Source organism: Kocuria sp. KSNUG, from assembly GCF_049532735.1.
GTDB lineage: Bacteria > Actinomycetota > Actinomycetes > Actinomycetales > Micrococcaceae > Kocuria > Kocuria rhizophila.
Genome location: NZ_CP150981.1, coordinates 2,372,236 through 2,396,231, shown reverse-complemented (window position 1 = coordinate 2,396,231; position 23,996 = coordinate 2,372,236). Strand labels below are relative to the sequence as shown.

At 71.3% G+C, this 23,996-nt stretch carries 25 protein-coding genes; 15 read left to right on the top strand and 10 right to left on the bottom strand.

Annotated features, from left to right (window positions below; translation table 11 throughout):
• Positions 1–163 precede the first annotated feature (163 nt).
• Both AABM36_RS10445 and AABM36_RS10440 read right to left on the bottom strand, forming a co-directional pair.
• Entirely contained in the window at positions 164–466 is a 303-nt protein-coding gene (locus tag AABM36_RS10445; RefSeq protein ID WP_019309487.1) for an AzlD domain-containing protein, read from the bottom strand.
• Position 467: 1 nt separating this feature from the next.
• Positions 468–1,178: an AzlC family ABC transporter permease gene (locus tag AABM36_RS10440; RefSeq protein ID WP_102613187.1), complete on the bottom strand. Its 711-nt coding sequence runs from the start codon at positions 1,176–1,178 to the stop codon at positions 468–470.
• Between the two features lie 106 nt (positions 1,179–1,284).
• Between AABM36_RS10440 and AABM36_RS10435 the strand changes: the two genes are divergently transcribed.
• The 7 genes from AABM36_RS10435 to AABM36_RS10405 all read left to right on the top strand — a co-directional run bounded on the left by AABM36_RS10435 (position 1,285) and on the right by AABM36_RS10405 (position 9,860).
• Positions 1,285–3,309: a S9 family peptidase gene (locus AABM36_RS10435; RefSeq protein ID WP_102613186.1), complete on the top strand. Its 2,025-nt coding sequence runs from the start codon at positions 1,285–1,287 to the stop codon at positions 3,307–3,309.
• Between the two features lie 97 nt (positions 3,310–3,406).
• Positions 3,407–5,314 carry a translational GTPase TypA gene (typA, locus tag AABM36_RS10430; RefSeq protein ID WP_102613185.1) on the top strand — a complete coding sequence of 636 codons (1,908 nt, stop codon included), beginning with the start codon at positions 3,407–3,409 and terminating at the stop codon, positions 5,312–5,314.
• Positions 5,315–5,316: 2 nt separating this feature from the next.
• Entirely contained in the window at positions 5,317–6,222 is a 906-nt protein-coding gene (locus AABM36_RS10425; protein ID WP_019309483.1) for a PIG-L family deacetylase, read from the top strand.
• Positions 6,219–6,848, top strand: coding sequence for a hypothetical protein (locus AABM36_RS10420; protein WP_019309482.1), 630 nt, complete (start codon positions 6,219–6,221; stop codon positions 6,846–6,848). Before AABM36_RS10425 ends, AABM36_RS10420 begins: the two co-directional genes overlap by 4 nt.
• Before the next feature lie 62 nt (positions 6,849–6,910).
• The gene (gene fdxA / locus AABM36_RS10415) at positions 6,911–7,234 is read left to right on the top strand and encodes a ferredoxin (RefSeq protein ID WP_019309481.1); all 324 of its coding nucleotides are present in this window, start codon (positions 6,911–6,913) and stop codon (positions 7,232–7,234) included.
• Between the two features lie 4 nt (positions 7,235–7,238).
• Positions 7,239–8,384 carry a succinyldiaminopimelate transaminase gene (gene dapC / locus AABM36_RS10410; RefSeq protein WP_019309480.1) on the top strand — a complete coding sequence of 382 codons (1,146 nt, stop codon included), beginning with the start codon at positions 7,239–7,241 and terminating at the stop codon, positions 8,382–8,384.
• 174 nt (positions 8,385–8,558) lie between these two features.
• A complete protein-coding gene (locus tag AABM36_RS10405; RefSeq protein ID WP_081477418.1) occupies positions 8,559–9,860 on the top strand; it encodes a citrate synthase in 1,302 nt (433 codons plus the stop codon).
• Between the two features lie 191 nt (positions 9,861–10,051).
• Here AABM36_RS10405 and galE read toward each other — a convergent pair whose 3' ends face one another.
• Both galE and dapD read right to left on the bottom strand, forming a co-directional pair.
• The gene (gene galE, locus AABM36_RS10400; protein WP_019309478.1) at positions 10,052–11,068 is read right to left on the bottom strand and encodes a UDP-glucose 4-epimerase GalE; all 1,017 of its coding nucleotides are present in this window, start codon (positions 11,066–11,068) and stop codon (positions 10,052–10,054) included.
• Positions 11,069–11,165: 97 nt separating this feature from the next.
• Positions 11,166–12,137 (bottom strand): 2,3,4,5-tetrahydropyridine-2,6-dicarboxylate N-succinyltransferase, encoded by a 972-nt coding sequence (dapD, locus tag AABM36_RS10395; RefSeq protein WP_019309477.1) that lies wholly within the window; start codon positions 12,135–12,137, stop codon positions 11,166–11,168.
• An 87-nt stretch (positions 12,138–12,224) separates the two neighbouring features.
• On the opposite strand from dapD, the gene AABM36_RS10390 reads away from it, so the two are divergent.
• From AABM36_RS10390 to AABM36_RS10370, 5 genes are all read left to right on the top strand, one after another.
• Positions 12,225–12,941, top strand: a complete 717-nt coding sequence (locus AABM36_RS10390) for an ASCH domain-containing protein (protein WP_019309476.1) — start codon at positions 12,225–12,227, stop codon at positions 12,939–12,941.
• A 27-nt stretch (positions 12,942–12,968) separates the two neighbouring features.
• Complete coding sequence (dapE, locus tag AABM36_RS10385) at positions 12,969–14,075, top strand: succinyl-diaminopimelate desuccinylase (RefSeq protein WP_035885096.1); 1,107 nt, start codon at positions 12,969–12,971, stop codon at positions 14,073–14,075.
• 21 nt (positions 14,076–14,096) lie between these two features.
• Positions 14,097–14,990, top strand: a complete 894-nt coding sequence (locus tag AABM36_RS10380; RefSeq protein WP_019309474.1) for a TIGR00730 family Rossman fold protein — start codon at positions 14,097–14,099, stop codon at positions 14,988–14,990.
• Positions 14,991–15,061: 71 nt separating this feature from the next.
• Complete coding sequence (locus AABM36_RS10375; RefSeq protein ID WP_259273857.1) at positions 15,062–16,462, top strand: hypothetical protein; 1,401 nt, start codon at positions 15,062–15,064, stop codon at positions 16,460–16,462.
• 83 nt (positions 16,463–16,545) lie between these two features.
• Positions 16,546–16,713 (top strand): DUF3117 domain-containing protein, encoded by a 168-nt coding sequence (locus AABM36_RS10370; RefSeq protein ID WP_012397900.1) that lies wholly within the window; start codon positions 16,546–16,548, stop codon positions 16,711–16,713.
• A 95-nt stretch (positions 16,714–16,808) separates the two neighbouring features.
• On the opposite strand, the gene crcB is transcribed toward AABM36_RS10370, so the two are convergent.
• Genes crcB through AABM36_RS10355 form a run of 3 tightly spaced genes read right to left on the bottom strand, consistent with a single transcriptional unit; the run spans position 16,809 to position 18,249 of the window.
• A complete protein-coding gene (gene crcB / locus AABM36_RS10365; RefSeq protein ID WP_039101742.1) occupies positions 16,809–17,180 on the bottom strand; it encodes a fluoride efflux transporter CrcB in 372 nt (123 codons plus the stop codon).
• Positions 17,177–17,620: a camphor resistance protein CrcB gene (locus AABM36_RS10360; protein WP_019309471.1), complete on the bottom strand. Its 444-nt coding sequence runs from the start codon at positions 17,618–17,620 to the stop codon at positions 17,177–17,179. Before AABM36_RS10360 ends, crcB begins: the two co-directional genes overlap by 4 nt.
• The gene (locus AABM36_RS10355) at positions 17,617–18,249 is read right to left on the bottom strand and encodes an O-methyltransferase (protein WP_019309470.1); all 633 of its coding nucleotides are present in this window, start codon (positions 18,247–18,249) and stop codon (positions 17,617–17,619) included. Before AABM36_RS10355 ends, AABM36_RS10360 begins: the two co-directional genes overlap by 4 nt.
• A 258-nt stretch (positions 18,250–18,507) precedes the next feature.
• Between AABM36_RS10355 and AABM36_RS10350 the strand changes: the two genes are divergently transcribed.
• Together AABM36_RS10350 and AABM36_RS10345 are read left to right on the top strand one after the other, a co-directional pair.
• Positions 18,508–19,182: a hypothetical protein gene (locus tag AABM36_RS10350; RefSeq protein WP_100205663.1), complete on the top strand. Its 675-nt coding sequence runs from the start codon at positions 18,508–18,510 to the stop codon at positions 19,180–19,182.
• A 41-nt stretch (positions 19,183–19,223) separates the two neighbouring features.
• Positions 19,224–19,592 (top strand): twin-arginine translocase TatA/TatE family subunit, encoded by a 369-nt coding sequence (locus tag AABM36_RS10345; protein ID WP_019309468.1) that lies wholly within the window; start codon positions 19,224–19,226, stop codon positions 19,590–19,592.
• Positions 19,593–19,707: 115 nt separating this feature from the next.
• Here the strand turns inward: AABM36_RS10345 and AABM36_RS10340 are convergent, their stop codons facing one another.
• Genes AABM36_RS10340 through AABM36_RS10330 form a run of 3 tightly spaced genes read right to left on the bottom strand, consistent with a single transcriptional unit; the run spans position 19,708 to position 22,815 of the window.
• A complete protein-coding gene (locus AABM36_RS10340) occupies positions 19,708–20,892 on the bottom strand; it encodes an Mrp/NBP35 family ATP-binding protein (RefSeq protein WP_423447942.1) in 1,185 nt (394 codons plus the stop codon).
• A gap of 11 nt (positions 20,893–20,903) precedes the next feature.
• The gene (locus tag AABM36_RS10335) at positions 20,904–21,524 is read right to left on the bottom strand and encodes a DUF1003 domain-containing protein (RefSeq protein ID WP_019309466.1); all 621 of its coding nucleotides are present in this window, start codon (positions 21,522–21,524) and stop codon (positions 20,904–20,906) included.
• A complete protein-coding gene (locus AABM36_RS10330) occupies positions 21,517–22,815 on the bottom strand; it encodes a magnesium transporter MgtE N-terminal domain-containing protein (RefSeq protein ID WP_019309465.1) in 1,299 nt (432 codons plus the stop codon). Before AABM36_RS10330 ends, AABM36_RS10335 begins: the two co-directional genes overlap by 8 nt.
• A 158-nt stretch (positions 22,816–22,973) precedes the next feature.
• On the opposite strand from AABM36_RS10330, the gene AABM36_RS10325 reads away from it, so the two are divergent.
• A complete protein-coding gene (locus tag AABM36_RS10325; RefSeq protein WP_181950976.1) occupies positions 22,974–23,939 on the top strand; it encodes a general stress protein in 966 nt (321 codons plus the stop codon).
• Positions 23,940–23,996: the final 57 nt, after the last annotated feature.

The following is a 23,996-nucleotide window of genomic DNA, read 5'->3' as shown; positions in this document are numbered from 1 at the left end:
GCGGTGCCCGTCCCGGTGGTCGTGAAAGAAGAATATGGGCATTCCAAGAATTCGGCTAGTAAGCAAAACCTTAGGGTACGGCATTGTTTTCTAATACCGCCGTGGGTTGCCCCAGTAAATTCAGGCAGGACTCAGCAGATTAGGAAAACGCATTGTTTCTTAATCAGGTCAGCACCAGACCGGACAGGGAGTACGCCGCGAAACCCGCGATGAAGCCGATCAGGAAGTTGCGCGAGGCCAGGTTAACCAGCACGGACACCGCCGCTGCGAGCACCAGACGGGACAGCTGCACCCCGGAATCCGCCTCCAGCAGCGTGTAGGCTACCAGGATGAGCATGAGTCCCGCCGGAAGCAGCGCGGACAATTCCTGCAGGTCCTCGCGGTCGCGGTATCTGTGCGCCAGCTGCACGGGAATGAATCGCAGCGCAAAGGTGACGGCGGCGCACACTGCGATGGCGGCGAGCATCTCACACCCCGCTCTCGGGGGTGGGCACACCGTGGCCGGAGCGCGGTCTCTTCACCATGAGCACGCACAGCAGGGCGTAGCAGAGCATGGCGCCGAGCAGGAACAGGTCCCGGGGGAGCAGCAGACCCACGCCGATGGAGGCGAGGGCGGCCGCCAAGATCCTGGTCCGCTGCGCGGCCGCGGTGATGGCGCCCATGAACAGCAGGGAGAAGAGTCCGGTGAGGGCGAAGTCGAATCCGTCCCACGAGGCGGGGACGAGCCCGCCGGCCACAGCGCCCACGGCCGCGCCGAGCACCCAGTACAGGTGGGAGACGCCCTGGATCAGCATCAGCTCGCGCTCGGTGGTGGGGCGCACGCCGCTGGTGATGAGCGCGTAGGCCTCGTCGGTCAACGCGTAGGGGCCGTAGAACCTGGCGAACGGTGTGCGCAGCAGGTGTGTGGGGTAGGAAAAGCCGTAGAACACGTGGCGGGCGTTGACCAAAAGGGTGGTCACGGCGATCTGTGCGAGTCCCGCGCCGGCGGCCACGAGGCCCACGAGCAGGAACTCGATGGACCCTGCGAAGACCACCAGGGCGGTGAGGGGTGCGAGGTAGGGCGCGAAACCCAGGGACACCGAGTAGGCGCCGAAGGCCATGCCCAGGGGCAGGTACCCCATGGCCACGGGCACGGTGACCCGCAGGGCCCAGGCGAGGCTGCCCTTCGCGGAGGTCATGCGGGCACTCCTTGCTGCTGACCGGTGGGGATCCTGGGTCACGGTAGCGCGGACGGCGCCCTGTCACGGACCCGGGGTGGCCGAGGCCGTCTGTAATGTACGACACATGACTTCCGGTTACTCGATTCCCGAACAGCTCGTGACCGTCCCGCGGCTCTCCGGTCTGGCCACCCACCGCGCGGGGCCCGTGGTGGCCCTGCGGCAGGAGCTCTCCTCCGACGCCAAGCGCTACGTGAAGCACGCGTGGGCCGTGCCCCGTCACGGAGAGCCGGTGCAGCTCACCCACGGGGACCACGGAGTCCAGGAGGTCCGCCCCACGTCCTCGGGATCCGTGTGGTTCACCTCAGGCCGGCCCGTGGCCGGGGACGACGCCAAGCGCACCCGGCTGTGGCTGCTCCCCGAGCACGGCGAGGCGCGCATGGTCCTGGACGCCCCGGAGGGGGTGTCGAACCTCGAGCTCGGCGGTGACCGGCTGTTCTTCGTCTCCGGCCTGTTTCCCGCGGCCCGCGGGGCCCGGGAAGAGTTCGCGCGCAACCGCGAGATCCACGACCGCCGCGACGAGACGGGGGTCAGCGGGATCCTCTACGACAGCGCGCCCATGCGCTTCTGGGACCACGACCTCCCCGCCGCGCAGGACGCGCTGTGGTTCCTGGACACCGCCGCCGTGGCGGGCGGCGTCGACCCCGTGGAGGCCGTGCGGCGGGTGGAGCTGCCCGAGGGCCGGCTGGGCCAGTACACCGTGGCCCCGGACGGCACGTGGCTGCTGGCCACCGTGTCCACCCTGCTGCCGGAGGGCACGCAGCGTTCGCAGCTGTGGCGGCTGCCGGTGGCCGCGGAGCACGGTGACGAGGCCGTGCTGCTGCACGACACGGACGAGGCGCAGATGTGGGCTCCCGCCGAGATCAGCCCCGACGGCACCCGGGCGCTGCTCGGGCGCCAGCTGCTGTGGCGCGAGGGCGTGAGCATGGCCGTGTCCGTGTGGGTGCACGACCTCGCGAGCGGCGAGGAGACCGAGGTGGTCCCCGCGGACGAGCACTGGGCGCAGGACCCGCACTGGGTGGACGACGAGACCTTCGTGTGCACCGCCGACCACCGCGGCCGCGGCATCGTGCTGCGCGTGCGCTGCCCGCGTGGCGGAGCGAGCGTGGTCGAGACCGCCGCCGGCGGCCCGGACCAGGACGAGACCTACTCCTCGGTGCAGGTCGCGGGCGACCAGCTGGTGGGGCTGCGCGCGAGCTACGCCCACCCCTTCGAGCTCGTCCGGTGGCCTGTGACGGCCGCGACCGGCTCGGCCGAGCCGGCACCCGTGGCGGGCCTCGTCCCGGAGCACGAGGTCCCCGGTCGCCTGGAGGAGGTCACCACCACGGCGGAGGACGGCACGGAGATCCGGGCGTGGCTCGCCCTGCCGCACCCCGCCGACGACGCCGCGCGGCACCCCCTGCTCGTGTCCGTCCACGGCGGGCCGTGGGGCTCCAACAACCAGTGGAGCTGGCGCTGGAGCCCGTGGCCGTTCGTGGCCCAGGGCTACGCGGTGCTGCTGCCGGACCCAGCGATCTCCACGGGCTACGGACAGACGATGATCGACCGCGGTCAGCAGGAACTGGGTGGCGCGCCGTTCACGGACGTCATGGCCCTGACGGAGGCCGCCACCGCGCGCCCGGACATCGACCGGCAGCGGCAGGCCCTGATGGGCGGGTCCTACGGCGGGTACATGGCCAACTGGGTGGCCACCCACACGGGGGACCGGTTCCGGTGCATCGTCACGCACGCGTCCCTGTGGAACCTGGACACCATGGGCGCCACCACGGACAACACCCTGTGGCGCGAGGCCATGGGGCCCTCCCAGGCGGGCACCTACTCCCCGCACCGGTTCGCGGAGGACATCGAGGTGCCGCTGCTGGTGATCCACGGGGACAAGGACTACCGCGTGCCCATCTCCCAGGGCATCGAGCTGTGGGCGGACCTGCAGCAGCGCACGGGGGTGGAGGGGCACCGCTTCCTGTACTACCCGGACGAGGGGCACTGGATCCTCAAGCCAGCCAACGCGCGCACGTGGTACGAGACCGTGCTCGCGTTCGTGGGTGAGCACGTGCTGGGGCAGGAGAAGGAGCGGCCCGAGCTGCTGGGCTGAGCGGAGAGATCCGTCACGCGTGTGCGGGTGCGTGGGCGGAGGGGAGTAGAATCGCTACGATTCCCCTCTGCCTCTACCTGCGAAGAGAGACTCGTGTATGTCTGAAAACACCGCCCAGCGCGCCGATCTGCGCAACGTGGCCATCGTGGCCCACGTTGACCACGGCAAGACCACCATCGTCGACGCCATGCTCCAGCAGACGCACGCGTTCTCCAGCCACGGAGAGGTCGAGGAGCGGGTCATGGACTCCGGCGACCTGGAGCGCGAGAAGGGCATCACGATCCTCGCCAAGAACACCACGGTGTTCTACGACGGGCCCGCCGCGAACGGCGAGACCATCACCATCAACGTGATCGACACCCCGGGCCACGCGGACTTCGGCGGCGAGGTGGAGCGCGGGCTGTCCATGGTGGACGGCGTGGTGCTGCTCGTGGACGCCTCCGAGGGCCCCCTGCCCCAGACCCGCTTCGTGCTGCGCAAGGCCCTCGAGGCCAAGCTGCCCGTGATCGTGGTCGTCAACAAGGTGGACCGCCCCGATGCCCGCATCGAAGAGGTCGTCTCTGACACCATGGACCTGCTGCTGGGCCTGGCCTCGGACATCGCCGAGGACAACCCGGACCTGGACCTGGACGCCGTGCTGGACGTCCCCGTGGTCTACGCCTCCGGCAAGGCCGGGCGCGCCTCCACGGACCAGCCCGCCAACGGCGAGCTGCCGGACAACGAGGACCTCGAGCCGCTGTTCAAGACCATCATCGAGCACATCCCAGCGCCGTCCTACAACCCCGAGGGCGTGCTGCAGGCCCACGTGACCAACCTGGACGCCTCCCCGTTCCTGGGCCGTCTCGCGCTGCTGCGCATCTTCAACGGCACCCTCAAGAAGGGCCAGACCGTGGCCTGGGCGCGCCAGGACGGCACCATCAAGAGCGTGCGGATCTCCGAGCTGCTCGCCACCAAAGGCCTGGACCGCGTGCCCGCGGAGAGCGCCGGCCCCGGTGAGATCGTGGCCGTGGCGGGCATCGAGGACATAACCATCGGCGAGACCCTCACGGACCTGGAGAACCCGGAGCCGCTGCCCCTGATCACCGTGGACGATCCCGCGATCTCCATGACCATTGGCATCAACACCTCCCCGCTGGCCGGGCGCGTCAAGGGTGCCAAGGTCACCGCGCGCCAGGTCAAGGACCGCCTGGACAAGGAGCTGATCGGCAACGTCTCGCTGAAGATCCTCCCCACCCAGCGTCCGGACGCGTGGGAGGTCCAGGGCCGCGGCGAGCTGGCCCTGGCCATCCTGGTGGAGCAGATGCGCCGCGAGGGCTTCGAGCTCACCGCGGGCAAGCCCCAGGTGGTCACCAAGACCGTGGACGGCAAGGTCCACGAGCCCTACGAGCACATGACCATCGACGTCCCCGAGGAGTACCTGGGTGCGGTCACGCAGCTGATGGCCGGGCGCAAGGGCCGCATGGAGGGCATGAGCAACCACGGCACCGGCTGGGTGCGCATGGAGTTCAAGGTCCCCTCCCGCGGTCTGATCGGCTTCCGTACCAAGTTCCTCACGGACACCCGCGGCGCGGGCATCGCCTCCTCCTACGCGGACGGCTACGAGCCGTGGGCCGGGGAGATCGAGTACCGCACCAACGGCTCCATGGTCGCGGACCGCGCCGGCGTGGTGACCCCGTTCGCCATGATCAACCTGCAGGAGCGCGGCTCGTTCTTCGTGGAGCCCACCTCCGAGGTCTACGAGGGCATGATCGTGGGCGAGAACTCGCGCGCGGACGACATGGACGTGAACATCACCAAGGAGAAGAAGCTCACCAACATGCGTGCGGCCTCCTCGGAGACGTTCGAGAACCTCACCCCGCCGCGCAAGCTCACGCTCGAGGAGTGCCTCGAGTTCGCCCGCGAGGACGAGTGCGTGGAGGTCACCCCGGAGGCCATCCGCATCCGCAAGGTGGTCCTGGACGCCAACGAGCGGCTCAAGGTCGCCCGTCAGCGGGCGCGCGCCTGATCGTGGTCGACCCGAAGTACCCGGGCGGGGGACACGCCATCGCGGGCGCGGCGGACACGCTGCTGCCCGCGGGTGTGGACCCCGCCCGGGCGCGTCTGCTCTTCGTCCACGCCCACCCGGACGACGAGGCGATCAACACCGCCGCGTCCTTGGGCCACTACAGCGGCCTGGGCGCCACCACGGTGCTGCTGACCATGACGCGCGGCGAGCGCGGGGAGGTCATCCCGCCCGCGCTGCGCCACCTCGAGGTGGGCCAGCCGGGCTGCCCGGACACGGACGGCACCGCCCTGGGGCTGTACCGGATCGCCGAGCTCGACGCCGCCGCGGCCGCCATGGGTCTCACGGACCGGTTCTACGCGGGAGAGCCTCCCGCCCTGGACGCCTCTGTGGGCTTCGCCAACGGCGCGGGGAAGTATGTGGACTCCGGCATGAGCTGGGGCCCCGACGGCTTCGCCCAGCCGGCAGCGGACGTCTCCCCGGCCGCGCTGACGGCTGCGGACCCGGACGAGGCCGCGGCCCACGTGGCCGCCGCGATCCGTGCACTGCGTCCCCACGCCGTGATCACCTACGCGGACGACGGCGGCTACGGCCACCCCGACCACGTGGCCACCCACCGGATCACCGTGCGCGCGGTCGAGGCGGCCGCCGCGTCCGACGACGCCGAGGACCCCGCGTGGGACGTGCCCCTGACCTGGGGGATCGAGTCCGAGGTGGACCCGACGGATACGCGTCCCCAGGCCGCGATCCACGGGGACCTCGCGGTCAAGCGCGCCGCCATGGCCGCGCACGCCACGCAGATCGTGCTCGCGGAGGACCTCGACGATCCCTCGTACACGATGTCCAACGGCGTGCCGCAGACGATCCACTCCACGGAGACCTTCCGGCTGCTCCGAGGGGACCGGGGATGAGCGGGCAGGGCACCCCGCGCCGCGCTGCCCCCTGGGCGGCCAACTCCTCCGTCCCGCGCACCGGCTCCACTGACGAGGCGCCCGCCGGGTCCTCGGAGCGTGCCGCCACGGGGCCCGTGGACGGCGTGGCATCCGTGTCCACGCACGACACCTCCGCCGAGCGCACTTCCGGGGTCGGCTCCGACGCGGAAACCGTTGCGCACGGTGACACCGCAGAGACCGTCGCGGCCCGCGAGCGGCCGGGAACGGCGTCGTCGGTGCTGACCGCCGTGCTCACGGGGCTGCTGGTCGGCGCGGTGGCCACGGCCATGCACGGGAACATCTGGTACCTGGACGGCTGGTGGCTGCCTTGGGGACTCGTGTTCTCCGGTGCGCTGCTGCTGAGTGCCAGCGTGTGGTGCGGCACGTCCACCGAGCGTGTGTGGGCGGCGGCGGTGCCCGGACTCGTGACCTACGTGATCGCGTGGGCCGGGGCGTACCTGCGAGAGGGCTCCGCACTGGTGGTCACCACGTGGCAGGCCCCGATCGGCGTGGTGGGGATCCTGTGGTTCGTGGTGGTCTTCGTGGCCGTCATGTGCTCCGTGATTGTGACGGGCCGTTGGCTCGTGCGCCGGCGGGCGCGGTAGCGTCGGGAGCCCGTCGCTAGAATGAACGACAACTTGGGAACTGAAGGAAAGGTCCGTCACCCGTGACTTACGTGATTGCTCAGCCCTGCGTGGACGTCAAGGACAAGGCGTGCGTGGAGGAGTGCCCCGTGGACTGCATCTACGAGGGTGAGCGCACGCTCTACATCCACCCGGACGAGTGCGTGGACTGCGGTGCGTGCGAGCCGGTGTGCCCCGTGGAGGCCATCTACTACGAGGACGACACCCCCGAGGAGTGGGCGGACTACTACAAGGCCAACGTGGAGTTCTTCGACGACCTCGGCTCCCCGGGCGGGGCCGCGAAGCTCGGCAACACCCACAAGGACCACCCGCTGATCGCCGCACTGCCCCCGCAGAACCAGGACTGATCCGGTGAGCGAGCGGCGCGGCTTCGGCCTGGACCTGCCCGACTACCCGTGGAACGCGCTGGCCCCGTACCGGGAGCTCGCGCAGCAGCACCCGGACGGTGTGGTGGACCTGTCCATCGGGACCCCCGTGGACCCCACGCCACTGGTGGTCCAGGACGCCCTCGCGGCCGCCGCGGACGCTCCCGGCTACCCCACCACGCACGGCACGCCCGCGCTGCGGGAGGCCGTGGTCGCGTGGTACGCCGAGCGGCGCGGTGTTCCCGGGCTGGACCCGGAGGCCGTGATGCCCACCGTGGGCTCCAAGGAGCTCGTGGCGTGGTTGCCCCTGCTGCTGGGGCTCGGCCCCGGCGACGTGGTGGTGCGCCCCGTGGTGGCGTACCCCACCTATGACATCGGGGCGCGGCTCGCTGGCGCCGAGTCCGTGGCCGCCGACTCCCTGGACGAGCTGGAACCGTCCGTGCGCGAGCGCGTGCGCATGGTGTGGGTCAACTCCCCGGGCAACCCCACGGGCATCGTGCGCGACGCCGCCTCGCTGCGTGAGCTCGTGGACCAGGCGCGGGCGCAGGGTGCCGTGGTGGTTTCGGACGAGTGCTACACGGAGCTGGGCTGGGGCCGGTGGGATCCCGCGGAGGGCGGGGAGCCCGTGCCGTCCGTGCTGGACCCGCGGGTCAGCGGCGGGGACATGTCCCTGCTGCTCAGCGCGTACTCGCTGTCTAAGCAGTCGAACCTCGCGGGCTACCGCGCCGCGTTCCTGGCCGGGGATCCCGCACTCATGCCGTCCCTGATCAACTCGCGCAAGCACGCGGGGATGATCGTGGCCTACCCCGTGCAGGAGGCCATGCGCGTGGCCCTGGGGGACACCGCTCACGTGGCGGCGCAGAAGAGCCTGTACCGGCAGCGTCGTGCCGCGCTGAAGCCCGTGGTGGAGGCGTTCGGACTGAGCATCGAGCACTCCGAGGCGGGGCTGTACCTGTGGGGCGCGGCGGGGGAGGACACCTGGACCACCGTGGAGCGCTTTGCCCGCCTCGGCATCGTGGTGGGTCCGGGGACGTTCTACGGCGAGGCGGGGCACGGCTTCGTCCGGCTGTCCCTGACCGCCACGGACGAGCGCATGGCCGCGGCCGTGCAGCGCCTGGAACGGGCGGTCTGACAGCACCCCGCGCACCGGGGCAAGTGGAATCACGCTCGCACTAGCGAGTAGGTTGGTGCAGGATCACACCGTGTCCCGCCCGGTGTCCGTGCCCTCCCGCCGCCACGACGGTGTGGCGGCGTGCGAGGACACACCGATCAGCGGAACACCCGAGAAAAACGTGAAGGACTCACCATGGCAGAGGCCAAGAAGAACACCGGCAAGGTGGAACTGAGCTACGACAAGGACAAGACCCTGGACCTCCCCGTGCTGGAGGTGACCGAGGGCAACAAGGGCTACGGCATCGGCTCGCTGCTCAAGGAGACCGGCAACGTCAGCTTCGACCCCGGTTTCGTCAACACCGCGAACACCCGCTCCTCGGTGACCTACATCGACGGCGCCCAGGGCATCCTGCGCTACCGGGGCTACCCCATCGAGGAGCTCGCGGAGCACTCCAACTTCCTGGAGACCGCCTACCTGCTGATCTACGGCGAGCTGCCCACGCGTGAGCAGTACGAGGACTTCCAGCACCGGATCACCACGCACACCATGGTGCACGAGGACATCAAGCTGTTCTTCAACGGCTTCCCGCGCTCCGCGCACCCCATGCCCGTGCTCTCCTCGGCGGTCTCCGCGCTGTCCACGTTCTACTCGGACTCCCTGGACCCGTTCAACAAGGAGCACGTGGAGATCTCCACCATCCGCCTGCTCGCCAAGGTGCCCACCCTGGCCGCGTACGCGTACAAGAAGTCCGTGGGCGAGCCGCAGCTCTACCCCCACAACAACCTCAACTACGCGGAGAACTTCCTGCGCATGTGCTTCGGCGTGCCCGCCGAGGACTACGAGGTGGACCCGGTGGTCGCCAAGACCCTGGACATCCTGTTCATGCTGCACGCGGACCACGAGCAGAACTGCTCCACCTCCACCGTGCGACTGGTGGGCTCCTCCCACGCCAACATGTTCGCGTCCGTCTCTGCGGGCATCAACGCCCTCTACGGCCCGCTGCACGGCGGCGCCAACGAGGCCGTGCTGGCCATGCTGGACCAGATCCAGAACCGCGGGCTGTCCGCGGACGAGTTCATGGAGAAGGTCAAGAACAAGGAGGACGGCGTCCGCCTCATGGGCTTCGGGCACCGTGTCTACAAGAACTACGATCCCCGGGCCCGCATCATCAAGGGCTACGCCCACGACGTCCTGGCCAAGATGGGCGGCAACAACGAGCTGCTGGACCTGGCCATCGGCCTGGAGGAGAAGGCGCTCGCGGACGACTACTTCGTGGAGCGCAAGCTCTACCCGAACGTGGACTTCTACACGGGTCTGATCTACAAGGCCATGGGCTTCCCGGAGAAGATGTTCACCGTGCTCTTCGCGATCGGCCGCCTGCCCGGCTGGATCGCCCAGTGGCGCGAGATGATCGAGGACCCCGAGACCAAGATCGGCCGTCCCCGCCAGCTCTACGTGGGCGAGGGCGAGCGCCACTACCCCACGGCCAACTGAGCCGGCCGGCGCTGCCGGTACGACGCCGCCCCGGTCACCTTCTCGGTGGCCGGGGCGGCGTTCTCGTGGGGCCCGGCGCGGACGCCGGGACGGAGGCGGTCGCAGAGGTGCCGTGCGGCTCTCCTGCGCGTCCAGGCCCCCCTGCCCGGGCCGGCGCGCGGGCGGCGTCGGGCCCGGGACCGGGGAGGGTCTCAGCCCTCGTAGCCGTTGGGGTTGTTCTTCTGCCAGTTCCAGTGGTCCCGGCACATGGTGTCGATGTCCCGGTCCGCGGACCAGCCCAGCTCCGCGAGGGCGGACGCGGGATCCGCGTAGGACACGGCGGCGTCGCCGGGACGGCGCGGGGCGATCTCGTAGGGGATCTCCCGGCCGGAGGCCTTCTGGAACGCCTCCCGGACCTCCAGGACCGAGTAGCCGCGGCCGGTGCCCAGGTTCCACACGTGCACCCCGGGGTCCTCGCTGATGCGGTCCAGGGCCTTCAGGTGGCCGTCCGCGAGGTCCACCACGTGGATGTAGTCGCGCACGCCGGTGCCGTCCGGGGTGGGGTAGTCGTCGCCGAAGACCATGAGCTTCTCGCGCCGCCCCACGGCCACCTGCGCCACGAACGGCATGAGGTTGTTGGGGATGCCCGAGGGGTCCTCGCCGATCCGCCCGGACTCGTGGGCGCCCACCGGGTTGAAGTAGCGCAGCAGCGCCACGGACCAGCGCTCGTCCGAGGCCGCGAGGTCCGCGAGCATGTCCTCGATGTGCTCCTTGGTGCGCCCGTAGGGGTTCTGGGCGTCCATGGACAGCTTCTCGGTCAGCGGCATGGTCTCCGGCGCGCCGTACACTGTGGCGGAGGACGAGAACACGATGCTGCGGCAGTCGTTCTCCTCCATGGCCCACAGCAGGTTCACGGTGCCGGAGACGTTGTTGGTGTAGTACCACAGGGGCTTCTGCGCGGACTCGCCCACGGCCTTGAGCCCGGCGAAGTGGATCACGGCGTCCGGGCGGTGGTCCCGGAACACGGTGTCCAGGCCCGGGCGGTCCAGCAGGTCCACCTGCTCGAATGCCGCCACGTCACGACCGGCCAGTTCGGCCACGCGGTCCAGGGACGCGCGGGAGGAGTTGGAGAGGTTGTCCAGAACGACCACGTCGTGGCCGGCCTCCAGCAGGGCGAGGACGGTGTGCGAGCCGATGTAGCCGGTTCCCCCGGTGACAAGAATCTTCATGGGCTCCACCCTATCCAGTGCACCCGGGAAACACGGGTGGCCGGGCTCCCCGTCTCCCGGGAACCCGGCCACCTGCCGGCGGACGACGCCGCCCGCGTCAGTTCGCGTGCAGCTGCGCGTTCAGCTCCACGGTGCCGTTGCGGCGGGGCAGTGCCTCCACCGCGCCCGTGGTGGAGTTGCGGCGGAACAGCAGGTTGGAGACGCCCGAGAGCTCCGAGGCCTTGACCACGCGGGGTTCCGCGGCGGCGTCGAGCAGGGAGACCCGGGTGCCCGCGGTGACGTAGAGCCCGGCCTCGACCACGCAGTCGTCTCCCAGGGAGATGCCCACGCCCGCGTTGGCGCCCAGGAGGCAGCGCTCGCCCAGGGTGATGCGCTGCTTGCCGCCCCCGGAGAGCGTGCCCATGATGGACGCGCCGCCGCCGATGTCCGTGTGGTCGTGGACCACCACGCCCGCGGAGATCCGGCCCTCGACCATGGCAGCGCCCAGGGTGCCGGCGTTGAAGTTCACGAAGCCCTCGTGCATCACCGTGGTGCCCTCGCCCAGGTGCGCCCCCAGGCGCACGCGGTCCGCGTCCCCGATGCGGACACCGGAGGGGACCACGTAGTCCACCATGCGGGGGAACTTGTCCACGCCGAACACCGTGACGGCCCCGCCGGCGCGCAGCCGCAGCAACGACCGGGTCAGCTCCTCGGCGAGCACCGGACCGCGACTGGTCCAGGCCACGTTGGCGAGCAGACCGAAGATGCCGTCCAGGTTGAGCGTGTTGGGCTGCGCGAGGCGGTGGGAGAGCAGGTGCAGCCGCAGGTAGGCGTCGGCGGTGTCGCGGGGGGCCTCGTCGAGGTCGATCACCGTGGTCACGATCTCGGAGCGCACGTTGCGGTCCGGGTCCGTGGTCGCGGCCACGCGCAGGTCCGCCTCGTAGCTGGCGTCCGGGTTCGCGCTCAGGGCCGGGGCGGGGTAGAAGACGTCCAGGACGGTCCCCGCGCGCTCGCCGGCGTCCACCACGGTGGCCAGGCCCACGCCCGAGGCGACGCGGGAGTTGACGGTGCTCTTGCTCGTTGAAGTCATGGCTCCATCCTAAGTGCCGGGCGGAGACAGCAGAGGTGCCGCAGCCGCGCAGGACCGAGGGTGCACAACGGTGGCTAGGGTGAAGGCATGCTCACCGACGACGTCCGCGAACTCACCCGCCAAGTCATCGCCCACGCGCAACGGTTCCACGACGACGACGCCCACACCGTGGCGGCCGGCGCTCTGACGGAATCGGGGCGCGTGGTCCTGGGGCTGAACACCTACCACTTCCTGGGCGGACCGTGCGGGGAGATCGCCGTGCTGTCCAGCCATGCGGGCTCCATTCCTGAGGACCCCATTGCGGTGATGGCCGCCGCCTACGGGCCCACGGGGGACATCATCGCACCGTGCGGCAAGTGCCGGCAGATCGTCCACGACCTCTCCCCGGACATCCTCTTCGTGGTCCGCGACCAGGGCGGCCTGACCACACGGACCGCTCGGGACCTCCTGCCCCTTGCCTACGACCAGCACGCGGCGGAGCGCCCGCAGCGGGTCTACATGTGGGAGGGATACGAGAACGCCATCCGGTCCGGGGTGAAGCGGCAGACGATCCGCGTGGACGACCCCTTCCGGACGGGGCCCGCCGAGATCGTGTTCGACGGCGCCCGCGGCACCGAGGTGAGCTTTCCGGCGGTGGTCACCGACGTCCGGTCCACCCGTCGCTCAGACCTCACGGACGCAGACGCGCAACGGGACGGGTTCGACTCGCTCCGCGCCCTTCACGCGGCGCTCGACGCCCACTACCCGGGTCTCTCCGCAGACGCCGAGGTGGACGTCGTGGCGTTCAGGCTCCAGGACGACTGAGGCCGTGCGGTGACTATGCTGGCCGCCATGGCAGCCGATCAGCAGACACCCGTACTGGACCTCAGCATGGACCCCGCGGACCTCACGGCCGCGCTCGTGGACGTGGAGTCCGTCTCGGACCACGAGGGGCCGCTCGCCGACGCCGTGGAGGCGGCCCTGCGCGAGCTGCCGCACCTCACGGTGCACCGGGACGGGGACACCGTGGTGGCGCGCACCGAGCTGGGACGGGACGAGCGGGTGATCCTCGCCGGGCACCTGGACACCGTGCCCCTGCCCACCGTGGAGGGTGCCCTGGGCGCGGTGCCGTCCGTGCGGCGTCGTGAAGGGGACCGGGACGTGATCTACGGCCGCGGCACCACGGACATGAAGGGCGGGGTGGCCGTGCAGCTCGCGCTGGCCCACGAGCTGAGGGAGCCGAACCGGGACGTCACGTACGTGTTCTACGACCACGAGGAGGTCTCCAGCGACGCCAGCGGTCTGGGGCGCGTGATGCGCAACGCGCCGCAGCTGCTCGAGGCGGACTTCGCGGTGCTGCTGGAACCCACCAACGGCACGGTGGAGGGCGGGTGCAACGGCACCATGCGCTTGCGGATCACCACCCACGGCAAGGCTTCGCACTCAGGGCGCGCGTGGATCGGGGACAACGCGATCCACAAGCAGGCGGAGCTGCTGGAGCGGCTGGCGCGCTACGAACCGCGGACCATCACTGTGGAGGGGCTGGACTACCGCGAGGGGCTCAACGCCATCCGGATCGGCGGGGGAGTGGCCGGCAACGTCATCCCGGACACCGCGTGGGTGGAGGTCAACTACCGTTTCGCCCCGGACAAGACGCTGGAGCAGGCGCAGCAGCACGTCCGTGAGGTGTTCGAGGGGTACGAGATCGAGTGGCAGGACCTCTCCCCGGCGGCGCGGCCCGGACTGGACCGCCCGGCAGCCGCGCAGTTCGTGGCGGCGGTGGGCCAGGAGCCCATGCCCAAGTACGGCTGGACGGACGTGGCCCGGTTCTCCGAGGCGGGGGTGCCCGCCGTGAACTTCGGCCCCGGGGACGCCCTGCTGGCCCACACGGACGACGAGCACGTGGTCGACGACGCCGTGCGCGCGTGCCACCGTGCCCTGTCCCAGTGGTTGTCCTGATCCGCCACGTAGCCTGAGCCCATGACTTCCCAGCACACGACCCCCGATCCCCAGACGCCGTCCGCCGGCCCCGCCGAGCGCCACAAGGGCCCCGTGGTGCTGCGCCGCGGCCAGCTGCAGCGCCGCACCTCCGACCAGCGCTTCCTGGACCAGCGCCCCGCGGAGCCGGACGACTTCACCCGCACGGACCCGTGGCGCGTGCTGCGCATCCAGGCGGAGTTCGTGGAGGGCTTCGACGCGCTCGCGAACCTCGGCCCCGCGATCACCGTGTTCGGCTCCGCGCGCACCGCCCCCGGACACCCCGAGTACGAGCTGGGCCGCGAGCTCGGGCGGCAGATCGGCGCCGCGGGCTACGCCGTGATCACGGGCGGCGGCCCCGGTGTCATGGAGGCCGCGAACCGCGGTGCCGTGGACGTGGGCGCCCACTCCGTGGGCATCGGGATCGAGCTGCCCCACGAGCAGCACCTGAACCACTGGGTGGACCTGGGCATCAACTTCCGGTACTTCTTCGCGCGCAAGACCATGTTCATGAAGTACAGCCAGGGCTTCGTGGCGCTGCCCGGTGGCTTCGGCACCCTGGACGAGCTGTTCGAGGCGCTGACCCTGGTGCAGACCGGCAAGATCACCCGCTTCCCCGTGGTCCTGGTGGGCACCGAGTACTGGGGCCCGCTGCTGGACTGGATCACGGGCACGCTCGTGGCCGGCGGCAAGGTGGGCGAGGCGGACCTCGACCTGCTGCGCGTGGTGGACACCGCCGAGGAGGTCCTGGAGATCCTCACGTCCGTCCACGCCGAGGACCCCGGGATCCCGGTGGACGACGCCGCCGTCCCCCGTTCTGCGGCCCGCCCCGGTTCCCCCGACGTCACCCCGGACCACGACCTCCCAGGGGAGACCGCTCCCGGATCCGAGGCATGAGCCGGTCCCGGGACACGGGGCGGAGGCATTCGGGGGATCGGGACCGTAGGGACGCGGCCGCGCCCGGCGGCGTGGCCCCCGGGTCCGGCGCCGCCGCAGGATCGGACGACGCGCGGCGCCCCGCGGACGCGGAGCACCGGGCGGGCCCCGGGCACCCCTCCACCGTGAACGACGGGGCGCTCGGCGCATCGCGCGCCGCCGGAACGGTGACCGCCGAGGACGCCCTCACCGCGCGGCGTCGTCCGTGGCGGGCTGCCCTGAGTGGCGCGTGGGCCCGGAGCCCGTGGTGGCTCGCGGTGCTGCTGGTCTACGGGCTCTCCCGGGTCTGGGGGTGGGCGGTCTTCAGCGTGGTCGGCGGCCAGCAGGGCCCGGGGCCGTGGGGCGACGGCGCCCTGGGCTACCTGGACTTCGTGGCCACGTGGGACTCCGATTGGTACCGCACCATCTTCGAGCAGGGGTATCCCACGGAGCTGCCCCGGGACTCCCTGGGCACGGTGAGCGAGAACCCCTGGGCGTTCTACCCGGTCCACCCCCTGCTGGTGCGCGGGATCGCGGAGGTCACCGGGACCGGGTGGGCGGTCACTGCGGCCACGGTGTCCCTGCTGGCGGGGTTCGGGGCGGCGCTGGTGCTGTACCGCCTCACGTGCACGGCCCCGGTGATGAGCACCCCCCGCACCCGCGGGGGAGCGAGTGTGCCCGCGCTGTGGACGGTGGCGGTGTTCGCGTTCAACCCCGTGGCGCCCGTGCTGCAGACCCCGTACGCGGAGGCCCTGAGCATGCTGCTCCTGCTCAGCGCGATCCTGTGCGTGGTGCGTGAGCGGCCCGGCCGGGCCGTGGTGTTCACCGTGCTGCAGGCCCTGACCCGTCCCACCGGGGTGGCCCTCGCGGCCGCCCTCGGCGTGTGGTGGCTGTGGCGCAGCGTGCAGGACGTGCGCGCGCGGCGTCGTCCCTGGTACCGCTGCGCGGACCGCTGGCTCGCCGTGGCGCTGACCGCGTGCGCCGCGGCCCTCGCGTGGCCGGCGATCGCGTGGGCGGTCACGGGTGAACCCACGGCGTACACCGAGACCGAGGCCGCGTGGCGCGGTGCCTCGGACGTGATTCCCGTGCTCCCGTGGTTCCACCAGGCCACCGTGCTGCTCGGCCCGGTCGGGGGGCTGCTCGCTCCCGTGGCGCTCGTTGTCGCGGTGGTGCTCATGCTGCGCTCGGCTCCCGTGCGCCGGGCCCTGCCGTTCTTCGTGCGCGTGTGGATCGCCGCCTACGGGTGCTACCTGCTGCTCGTGCTCAACCCGCAGACCTCCACGTTCCGGCTGCTGCTGCCGTGGGCGCCACTGGCCGCGGCCCTCGTGCACGTGAGCGGGTCCAGGGCGTACCGCACGCTGCTCGTGGTCACGGGAGCCGTCCTGCAGATCGTGTGGGTGGGGTGGCTGTGGCACTGGAAGCAGCTGCCCGGCGGTGGGGACTTCCCGCCGTGAGCCGGGGGCGTGGGCGGGGTCACGGCCGGGGGTTCTGGTTCGGTAAGATGGTGCGGTCAGCACACACGAAGAGGAGCTCTTAAATGGCGGCCATGAAGCCGAGAACGGGTGACGGACCCATGGAGGTCACCAAAGAAGGACGCAGCCTGATCATGCGGGTCCCCCTGGAAGGCGGCGGACGCCTCGTGGTCGAGCTCAAGGCGGACGAGGCCGCCGAGCTGCGCGAATGCCTCGCGGGCGTGACCCAGTAGTTCCCGGTCCCCGCACCACCAGCGCGAGAGCCCTTCACTCCGGTGAGGGGCTCTCGCGCCGTTCCGGGATGAGGTCGTGGCCCGTGACCCGAGTGCTAGGAGGCCCAGTTCGCTGCGAGCATCATGCCCGCGGCAACCGCCAGCAGGCTCCAGAGCAGCGTGCCCAGCACCACCGCCGCGGCGGCTCCGCCCCGGTGCTCGCGGGCGAGGCGCACCGCGTCCACCATGGCCGTGGAGAACGTGGTGAAACCGCCGAACAGGCCGGTCCCCAGGGCGAGGGTCCACTCCGGGCCCAGGAGGATCCCCAGCCCGCTCACCACGCCGAGGCCGAAGGACCCCACCACGTTGACGAGGACCGTTCCCAGGGGGAGCGAGCCCCGCCGGTGCGAGGTCACGAACCGGTCCACCACGAACCTCAGGGCGGCGCCCAGCCCGCCACCCACCGCCACAGCGAAAGCCGCGATCACTGCTCGGGGCCTTCCGCAACGCCGCGTGCGTGCGACGACGGTCGGGTGCCCAGGCGCGTTCCGAGCACCATGCCGCCCGCGGTCGCGAGCAGACCCGCCACCAGGGTGACGGCCGCGTAGGCGAGGGCCTGGGTGGTGTCCCCAGAGCGCACCTGCTCCCACAGCTCCTGGGCGAAGGTGGAGTAGGTGGTGAAGCCCCCCAGCAGCCCGGTGCCCAGCAGCAACCGTGCCGTGTGCGTACGGCGGGACTCGACCCCCGGGCGGGTGAGGGCCTCGAGCAGCAGGCCCAGCAGGAGGGCACCGACCACGTTGACGGTCAGCGTGGACCAGTGCCACACGGAACCGGAGGGCAGCACGTGCCCCAGACCCCAGCGCAGAAGACTGCCAGCGGCACCACCCACGGCGACGAGCAGCACGTCAGTGACGACCGAGCGCGTCATCGCCGCACGGCCAGCAGCATCCCCGTGCCGGTGGGGAGCAGCGCGGTGGACAGTCGCGGCTCGTCCCGCAGGGTGCGCACGACCTCCCGCATGATCACGGTCTCCTCCTGGCGCTGCGCGGGCTGGGGGACGAGGTCCTGGTGCAGGGCGTCGTTGACCACGAGCATGCCCCCGCGGCGCAGCAGCCGGGCGCCCTCGATCACGTAGTCCGCCGTGTTCTCGATGTCCGCGTCCACGAACACCATGTCGTAGGCGTTCTCCGTGAGCCGGGGCAGCACGAGACCTGCCGCGCCGGAGATGGTGCGGGTGCGCTTGGTCTCGAAGCCCGCCTCGCGGAAGGTGTCCCGCGCCGCCCGCAGTGCGCGGATGTCGGTGTCGATCGTGGTCAGCACGGAGTCCGAGGGCATCCCGCGCAGCAGGGCCAGGCCCGAGACGCCTGCACCGGTGCCCACCTCCACCACGGTGGCCGGGCGGGCCGCGGAGACCAGCACCGTGAGCAGCGCGGCGGCCGCGGGCGTCACGGGGTCCAGCCGCAGGGCCAGGGAGCGCTCGCGGGCACGCAGAGCCGTCTCGTCCTCCGTGGCGTAGGCCTCGCAGTAGGCCCAGCTCGTGGTCTTGTCCGTGGTCATGGACGCGGGGTGTCCTTCGCTGCCGTGCGCTCCGGGGACCGGTGGCCCCCGGGACGTCGTTCTGACGGGTCCGGCGCGGTGCCGGTCGTTTCCGGGCCCAGCCTATCGCGGTCCGTGAGGGGGCCGGGGGAAACGCCCTGTGGCCGCCCAGAGCGCTGTCAGGCTCCTGTCCCAGAATGGAGCCGACAGCGGCACCGCGCCCCCTGGTGCGCCCGCGGAACCGGACCGACGAGGAGAGGACGCAGGGTGTCCACACGGGTGACTGAGCACCGCGCGCGGCGGACGCGGCGACCGGGCCGACGCACCATCGGGCTCGTCTCGGCGTTCACGGCGTGCCTGTGCGTGGCCGCGCTGACGACCACCGCGTGGAGTGTGGGGCGGCAGACGCAGTACGAGCACCGGGCCGGTGCGCAGGCGGAGGCCACGTGGAACCCGGGGCCACGGGCGATGATGGACACGGCCTTAAAGGCCGACATCCACGCCCTGCACGCCCAGGGCTGGACCGTGCCCGTCCTGGCGGCGGAGGGCCACCGGGTGGTGGACGTCCGTCAGGCGGTCTCGGCGGGCCAGCCCACCGTGACGGTCACGCTGCGCAACGACCACGGCACCGTGGAGATCGTGGAGCAGCGCGGCCAGGTCAACCCCGACAATCCCGTGGACGGCGTCTCCCAGCTCCCCGTGAGCGCCGAGGGGATGCACGAGTCCGCGGTCTCCGGCTCACGGCTGTGGGTGGAGCGCGGAGAGCCCTGGCGCGCGGTCATGGTGCGCCCGGACGCCGTGTACACCGTCACCTCCGACACTCCTCCCGCCACGATGGCCCAGACCGTGAGCGCGATCGTGGCCGAGGACCGCGGCCGGGTCAGCCTGCCCTCCGAGACCGACGACAGCTTCGGGGCCACCGTGCAGGACGGGCTTCGGGCGATGTTCGGGTGACACCCCGCCCGGGTGCCCTCCGACGTTGGTAGGCTCGACCCGTGTTCGGGATTACTGGCGGGGAAGCCATCATCATTCTCATCGTGGCTCTGGTGATCATCGGCCCCGAGCGGGTTCCCGAGTACGCACAGAAGTTCAAGGAACTGGTCAAGACCATCCGGGGCTACGCCACGGGCGCCACGGAGGACCTGAAGGAGACCCTCGGTCCGGAGTTCTCCGACATGGACTGGCGCAAGCTGGATCCCCGGCAGTACGACCCCCGCGTGATCGTGCGCGAGGCCCTCATGGAGGACGACCAGGAGCGGGCTAGCGGCTCGACCGCCTCGACCGCGGTGACCTCCGTGGCGGCGCCCACCGTGCGTCGCCTGGCCCGCGGGGAACGGGCGCCCTTCGACACCGAGGCCACCTGAGCGGCGTCGCCGTCCCGGGCGCGAGCACGCGCCGTCCACGGAGCGCAGCAGCCGACCCCGCGTCCCTGCCCCGCCCGACGACGCCGCTCGGCCGGCTCCCGCCCCGCCGCGCGCCTCAGCCCCGGGGCGTGATGCCCAGGGACTTCCCGGCGAGACCGCGGCCCTGCCGGTCCAGCTCCCGGGCGATCCGCCACAGCTGCGCGGCCGCGGGGGACTCCGGGTGGGCCCACACCGCGGGCACACCGCGGTCCGAGGCCTCGCGCACCGTGACGTCCAGGGGCACGCTGCCGAGCAGCGGGACGTCGTAGCCCAGCCGTTCGGTGAGGGAGGCCGCGATGGTCTCCCCGCCGCCCGCGCCGAAGACCTCCAGGGTGGAGCCGTCCGGCATGACCATGGCGGACATGTTCTCCACCACGCCCGTGACCCTCTGCTCCGTCTGCTCTGCCAGGGTTCCGGAGCGCTGGGCCACGCTGACCGCGGCGTGCTGCGGGGTGGAGACCACCACCACGCCGGAGCGGGGCAGCAGCTGGCCCACCGAGATGGCGATGTCCCCGGTGCCCGGCGGCAGGTCCAGGAGCAGGTGGTCGAGGTCCCCGAAGTGGACGTCCGTGAGGAACTGCTCCACCGCGCGGTGCAGCATGGGGCCACGCCACGCCACGGGCTGGGCGGGATCCACGAACATGCCGATCGAGATCACCTTGACCACCCCGCGGGAGCGGTGACCGTTCCCGGCCGCACCGTCACCGGAGGCGTGGTCCACACCCTCCGGAACCTCCACCACGGGAGGCAGGATCATGTCCCCCACGCGGGTGGGGGACTGCGTGATGCCCAGCAGCCCGGGGACCGAGAAGCCGTGCACGTCCGCGTCCACGATGCCCACGGTACGGCCCATGGCGGCCAGCGCCGCCGCGAGGTTCACGGTCACGCTGGACTTGCCCACCCCTCCCTTGCCGCTCGTGATCGCGTGCACGCGCGTCAGCGAGTTCGGATCCGCGAAGGGGTTGCTGCGGTGGTGACCCAGCCGCTCCTGCAGCTCCTGGCGCTGCGCAGGCGTCATGACCCCCACGTCCACCACCACGTCCGAGACCTCCGGGAGCGCTCCCAGCGCCGTGCGCAGATCCGCCTCGATGGTTCCGCGCAACGGGCAGCCGGAAATCGTGAGCAGCACGGACACCCGGGCGGTGCCGTCCTCCAGGGAGGCCTCGGGGATCATGCCGAGCTCCGTGACGGGGCGGCGCAGCTCGGGGTCGATCACGCTGTCCAGCGCGCCGCGCAGCCGCGGGTCGATGGTGCGGTCCATTCGGTTCTCGCTCACCGTCGCTGGTCCTTTCCGCCCTCGGTCCGCCTGCCACTCTCCGACCGCCTGCCACCGTCGGAGCGTCTGGTCTCGGGGCCGGGTTCGGAGGTCTCGTCGCGGCGGTCCTGGGCCTCGAGGATCTCCTCGAGCAGGCTGCGCAGCTCGGAGCGGACGTAGTCGCGCGTGGCGACCTCGCGCAGGGCGATGCGCAGGGACGCGATCTCCCGGGTGAGGTACTCCGTGTCCGCGAGGTTCTGCTGGCCGCGCTTGCGGTCCTCCTCGGCGACCACGCGGTCACGGTCGTCCTGCCGGTTCTGCGCGAGCAGCAGCAGGGGCGCGGCGTAGGAGGCCTGCAGGGACAGCATCAGCGTCAGCAGGGTGAAGTTCAGGGCCCGGGGATCGAACTGGATCTCCTCCGGGGCCAGGGTGTTCCAGCCGAGCCACAGCGCCACGAACACGGTCATCCACAGCAGGAACTGCGGTGTGCCCATCCACCGGGCGATCGCCTCGGTGGACTGCCCGAAGGCGTCCGGGTTGGGGCGGAACCTGGTGAGGTACCCCTGTCGCTTCTCCCGCGGCTGGTCCAGTGGACCGGGGGAGTACTGCGAGGAGGAGTTCTGCCGGGGGCTACTCATAGCGCTTGCCCACCTTCCGCACCGGGGTGCCGTCGTCGTACGTGCGCCAGTCCTCGGGCAGCAGCGCATCCAGGACGTCGTCGATGGTCACGGCGCCCACGAGCCGGTCCTGGTCGTTGACCACGGGGAGGATGGTGAGGTCGTACGTGGCCAGCTCGCGTGCGACGTCCGCCAGGGATGCCTGGTCCGAGACCGGCTCGATGGAGCGGTCGATCAGGTTGCCGATGGCCTCGGGCGGGGGATACCGCAGCAGCCGCTGCGTGTGCACGAAGCCCAGGTACTTGCCCGTGGGGGTCTCCAGCGGAGGGCGGCACACCAGCACGGCGGAGGCCGCAGCGGGGATGATCTCCTCCTGCCGGATGTGGGCCAGTGCCTCCGCCACGGTCGCCTCGGGGGAGAGCACGATGGGGACGGGGGTCATGAGAGAGCCCGCGGTGCCCTCCTCGTACTCGCGCAGCCGCCGGACGTCCTCCGCGTCCTCGGGCTCCATCATGGTGATCAGCCGCTCGGCCTCCGCCTCGGGCAGCTCGTTGAGCAGGTCCGTGGCGTCGTCCGGGTCCATCTCCTCGAGCAGCGCCACCGCGCGCTCGTTGTCCAGGTGCGTGAGGATGAACACCTGGTCGTCCTCGGGCAGCTCCTCGAGTACGTCCGCGAGCCGTTCGTCCTGGAGCTCGGCGGCGATCTCCAGCTTGCGCTTGTCCGGCATGTCCCGCAGCTCGTCCGCGAGGTCTGCCGCCTGGTCCTCCTCGTGCTGCGCGATCCACTGCGTGGCCGGTTGGTGGCCCGCACTGGAGGGGTCGTCGGTGTCCTCCCAGTCCACGATGAGCGTCTGGTTGCGGCGCCGGATGAGCCCGCCGGTGGACTGGGAGCGGCGCACGAACAGTTGCGAGATCACCCAGTCCCCGCGGTTGTTGGACTTCTCCATGGCCACGTCCTCGATGGTCGCCGTGCCGGAGCCGTCCAGCAGCACCACCGTGCGGTCGAACAGCTCACCCACCGCGAGGGTCTCCGCGCCGCGCTGCTCGAAGCGGCGCAGGTTCACGAGCCCCGTGGAGATGATCTGGTCCGCGTCGATGCTCGTCACCCGGGTCATGGGCACGAACACGCGCTTCTTTCCGAGAACCTCCACCACGAGCCCCACCACGAGGGGACGGGTCTTCAACGACGGTCGGCTGCCGGGGCGCAGCAGCACCACGACGTCGCGCAGCCGCCCCAGGCGGTCGCCCAGGGGGTCGAAGACGTCCAGGCCGATCAGCCGGGCCACGAAGATCTTGGAAAGGTTTGTGCTCACCCGCCCAGCCTAGTGACCCGGGGTCAATGGGCCCACTCGGTGCGGACCGGACGCCCCGTCGCCCGCGGCGGTGGTCACCGCAGCCACCGTGTTCACCCGCTGCGATGATTCAGGAACCTCCCTGGGAGCTTGCGGGTGGGTGGGGAACAATGGGGCGCATGAGCACCCCGAATCGCGCCCCGTCCCAGTTGTCCATCGCACCCGAGATGCCACGCGGCGAAGTGGTCGGCCGCTACCGCACGTACGCCGAGGCCCAGAAGGCCGTGGACTACATGTCCGACGAGCACTTCCCCGTGGCCATGGTCTCCATCATCGGCAGCGACCTGAAGTCCGTGGAGCAGGTGACCGGGCGGCTGTCCTACCCCCGGGTGGCCCTGCAGGGTGCGCTCAACGGCATCTTCTTCGGCGCGTTCCTGGGCCTGATCCTGACCATGTTCGGCGGCCCGGAGATGGCCGCCTCCATCGTGCCCACCATGCTGCTGGGTGGCGCGTTCTTCATGCTGATGGCCACCATCACCTACGCCATGTCCCGCGGCAAGCGGGACTTCACGTCCACCAGCCGGATCGTGGCGGGCAGCTACGAGGTGCTCGCGGCACCGGAGGTGGCCGGTCAGGCCCGCCAGGTGCTCGGTGGCATGCAGGGTGGCCCGGGCCCCCGTCCGCAGGGGCCCGGCCAGTACGGCGGTGCACCCGTGGGTGCGCGTGGCCAGGGTGGGGCCCCGCAGGCCCAGCAGTGGGCCCCGGGCAGCAGCCAGCACCCCGGTGCCGGCCACCCGCAGGGAGGCCAGCAGCAGACCGGCCCGCAGCAGGGACCGGCGGCCGGTCGGCCCCACCCCGCGGCCCAGGGCGGCAGCAGCGCCCAGGGAGCCGATCCCTCGCAGGCGGCCCCGCAGCAGGAGAGCACCCGCTCGGCGGCGTTCCCGGACCTGCCGGACGGACGTCCCCAGTACGGCATCCGCGTGGAGCCGGAGCAGGACGAGCGCTCCGCACCGTGGACGCAGACCGGTGGGCCCACGGGCCAGAACTCCGCGGCGGGCCAGGACTACGCGGCGGGCCAGGACAGCCCGTCCGGCCAGGACACGCACGGTGCTCCGGGCCCGGCCGCTCCGGAGGACCGCCGGTAGCCGTCAGCCGCTCACGAGAAACGCCCCGCACTGCAGTGCGGGGCGTTCTCACGCGCG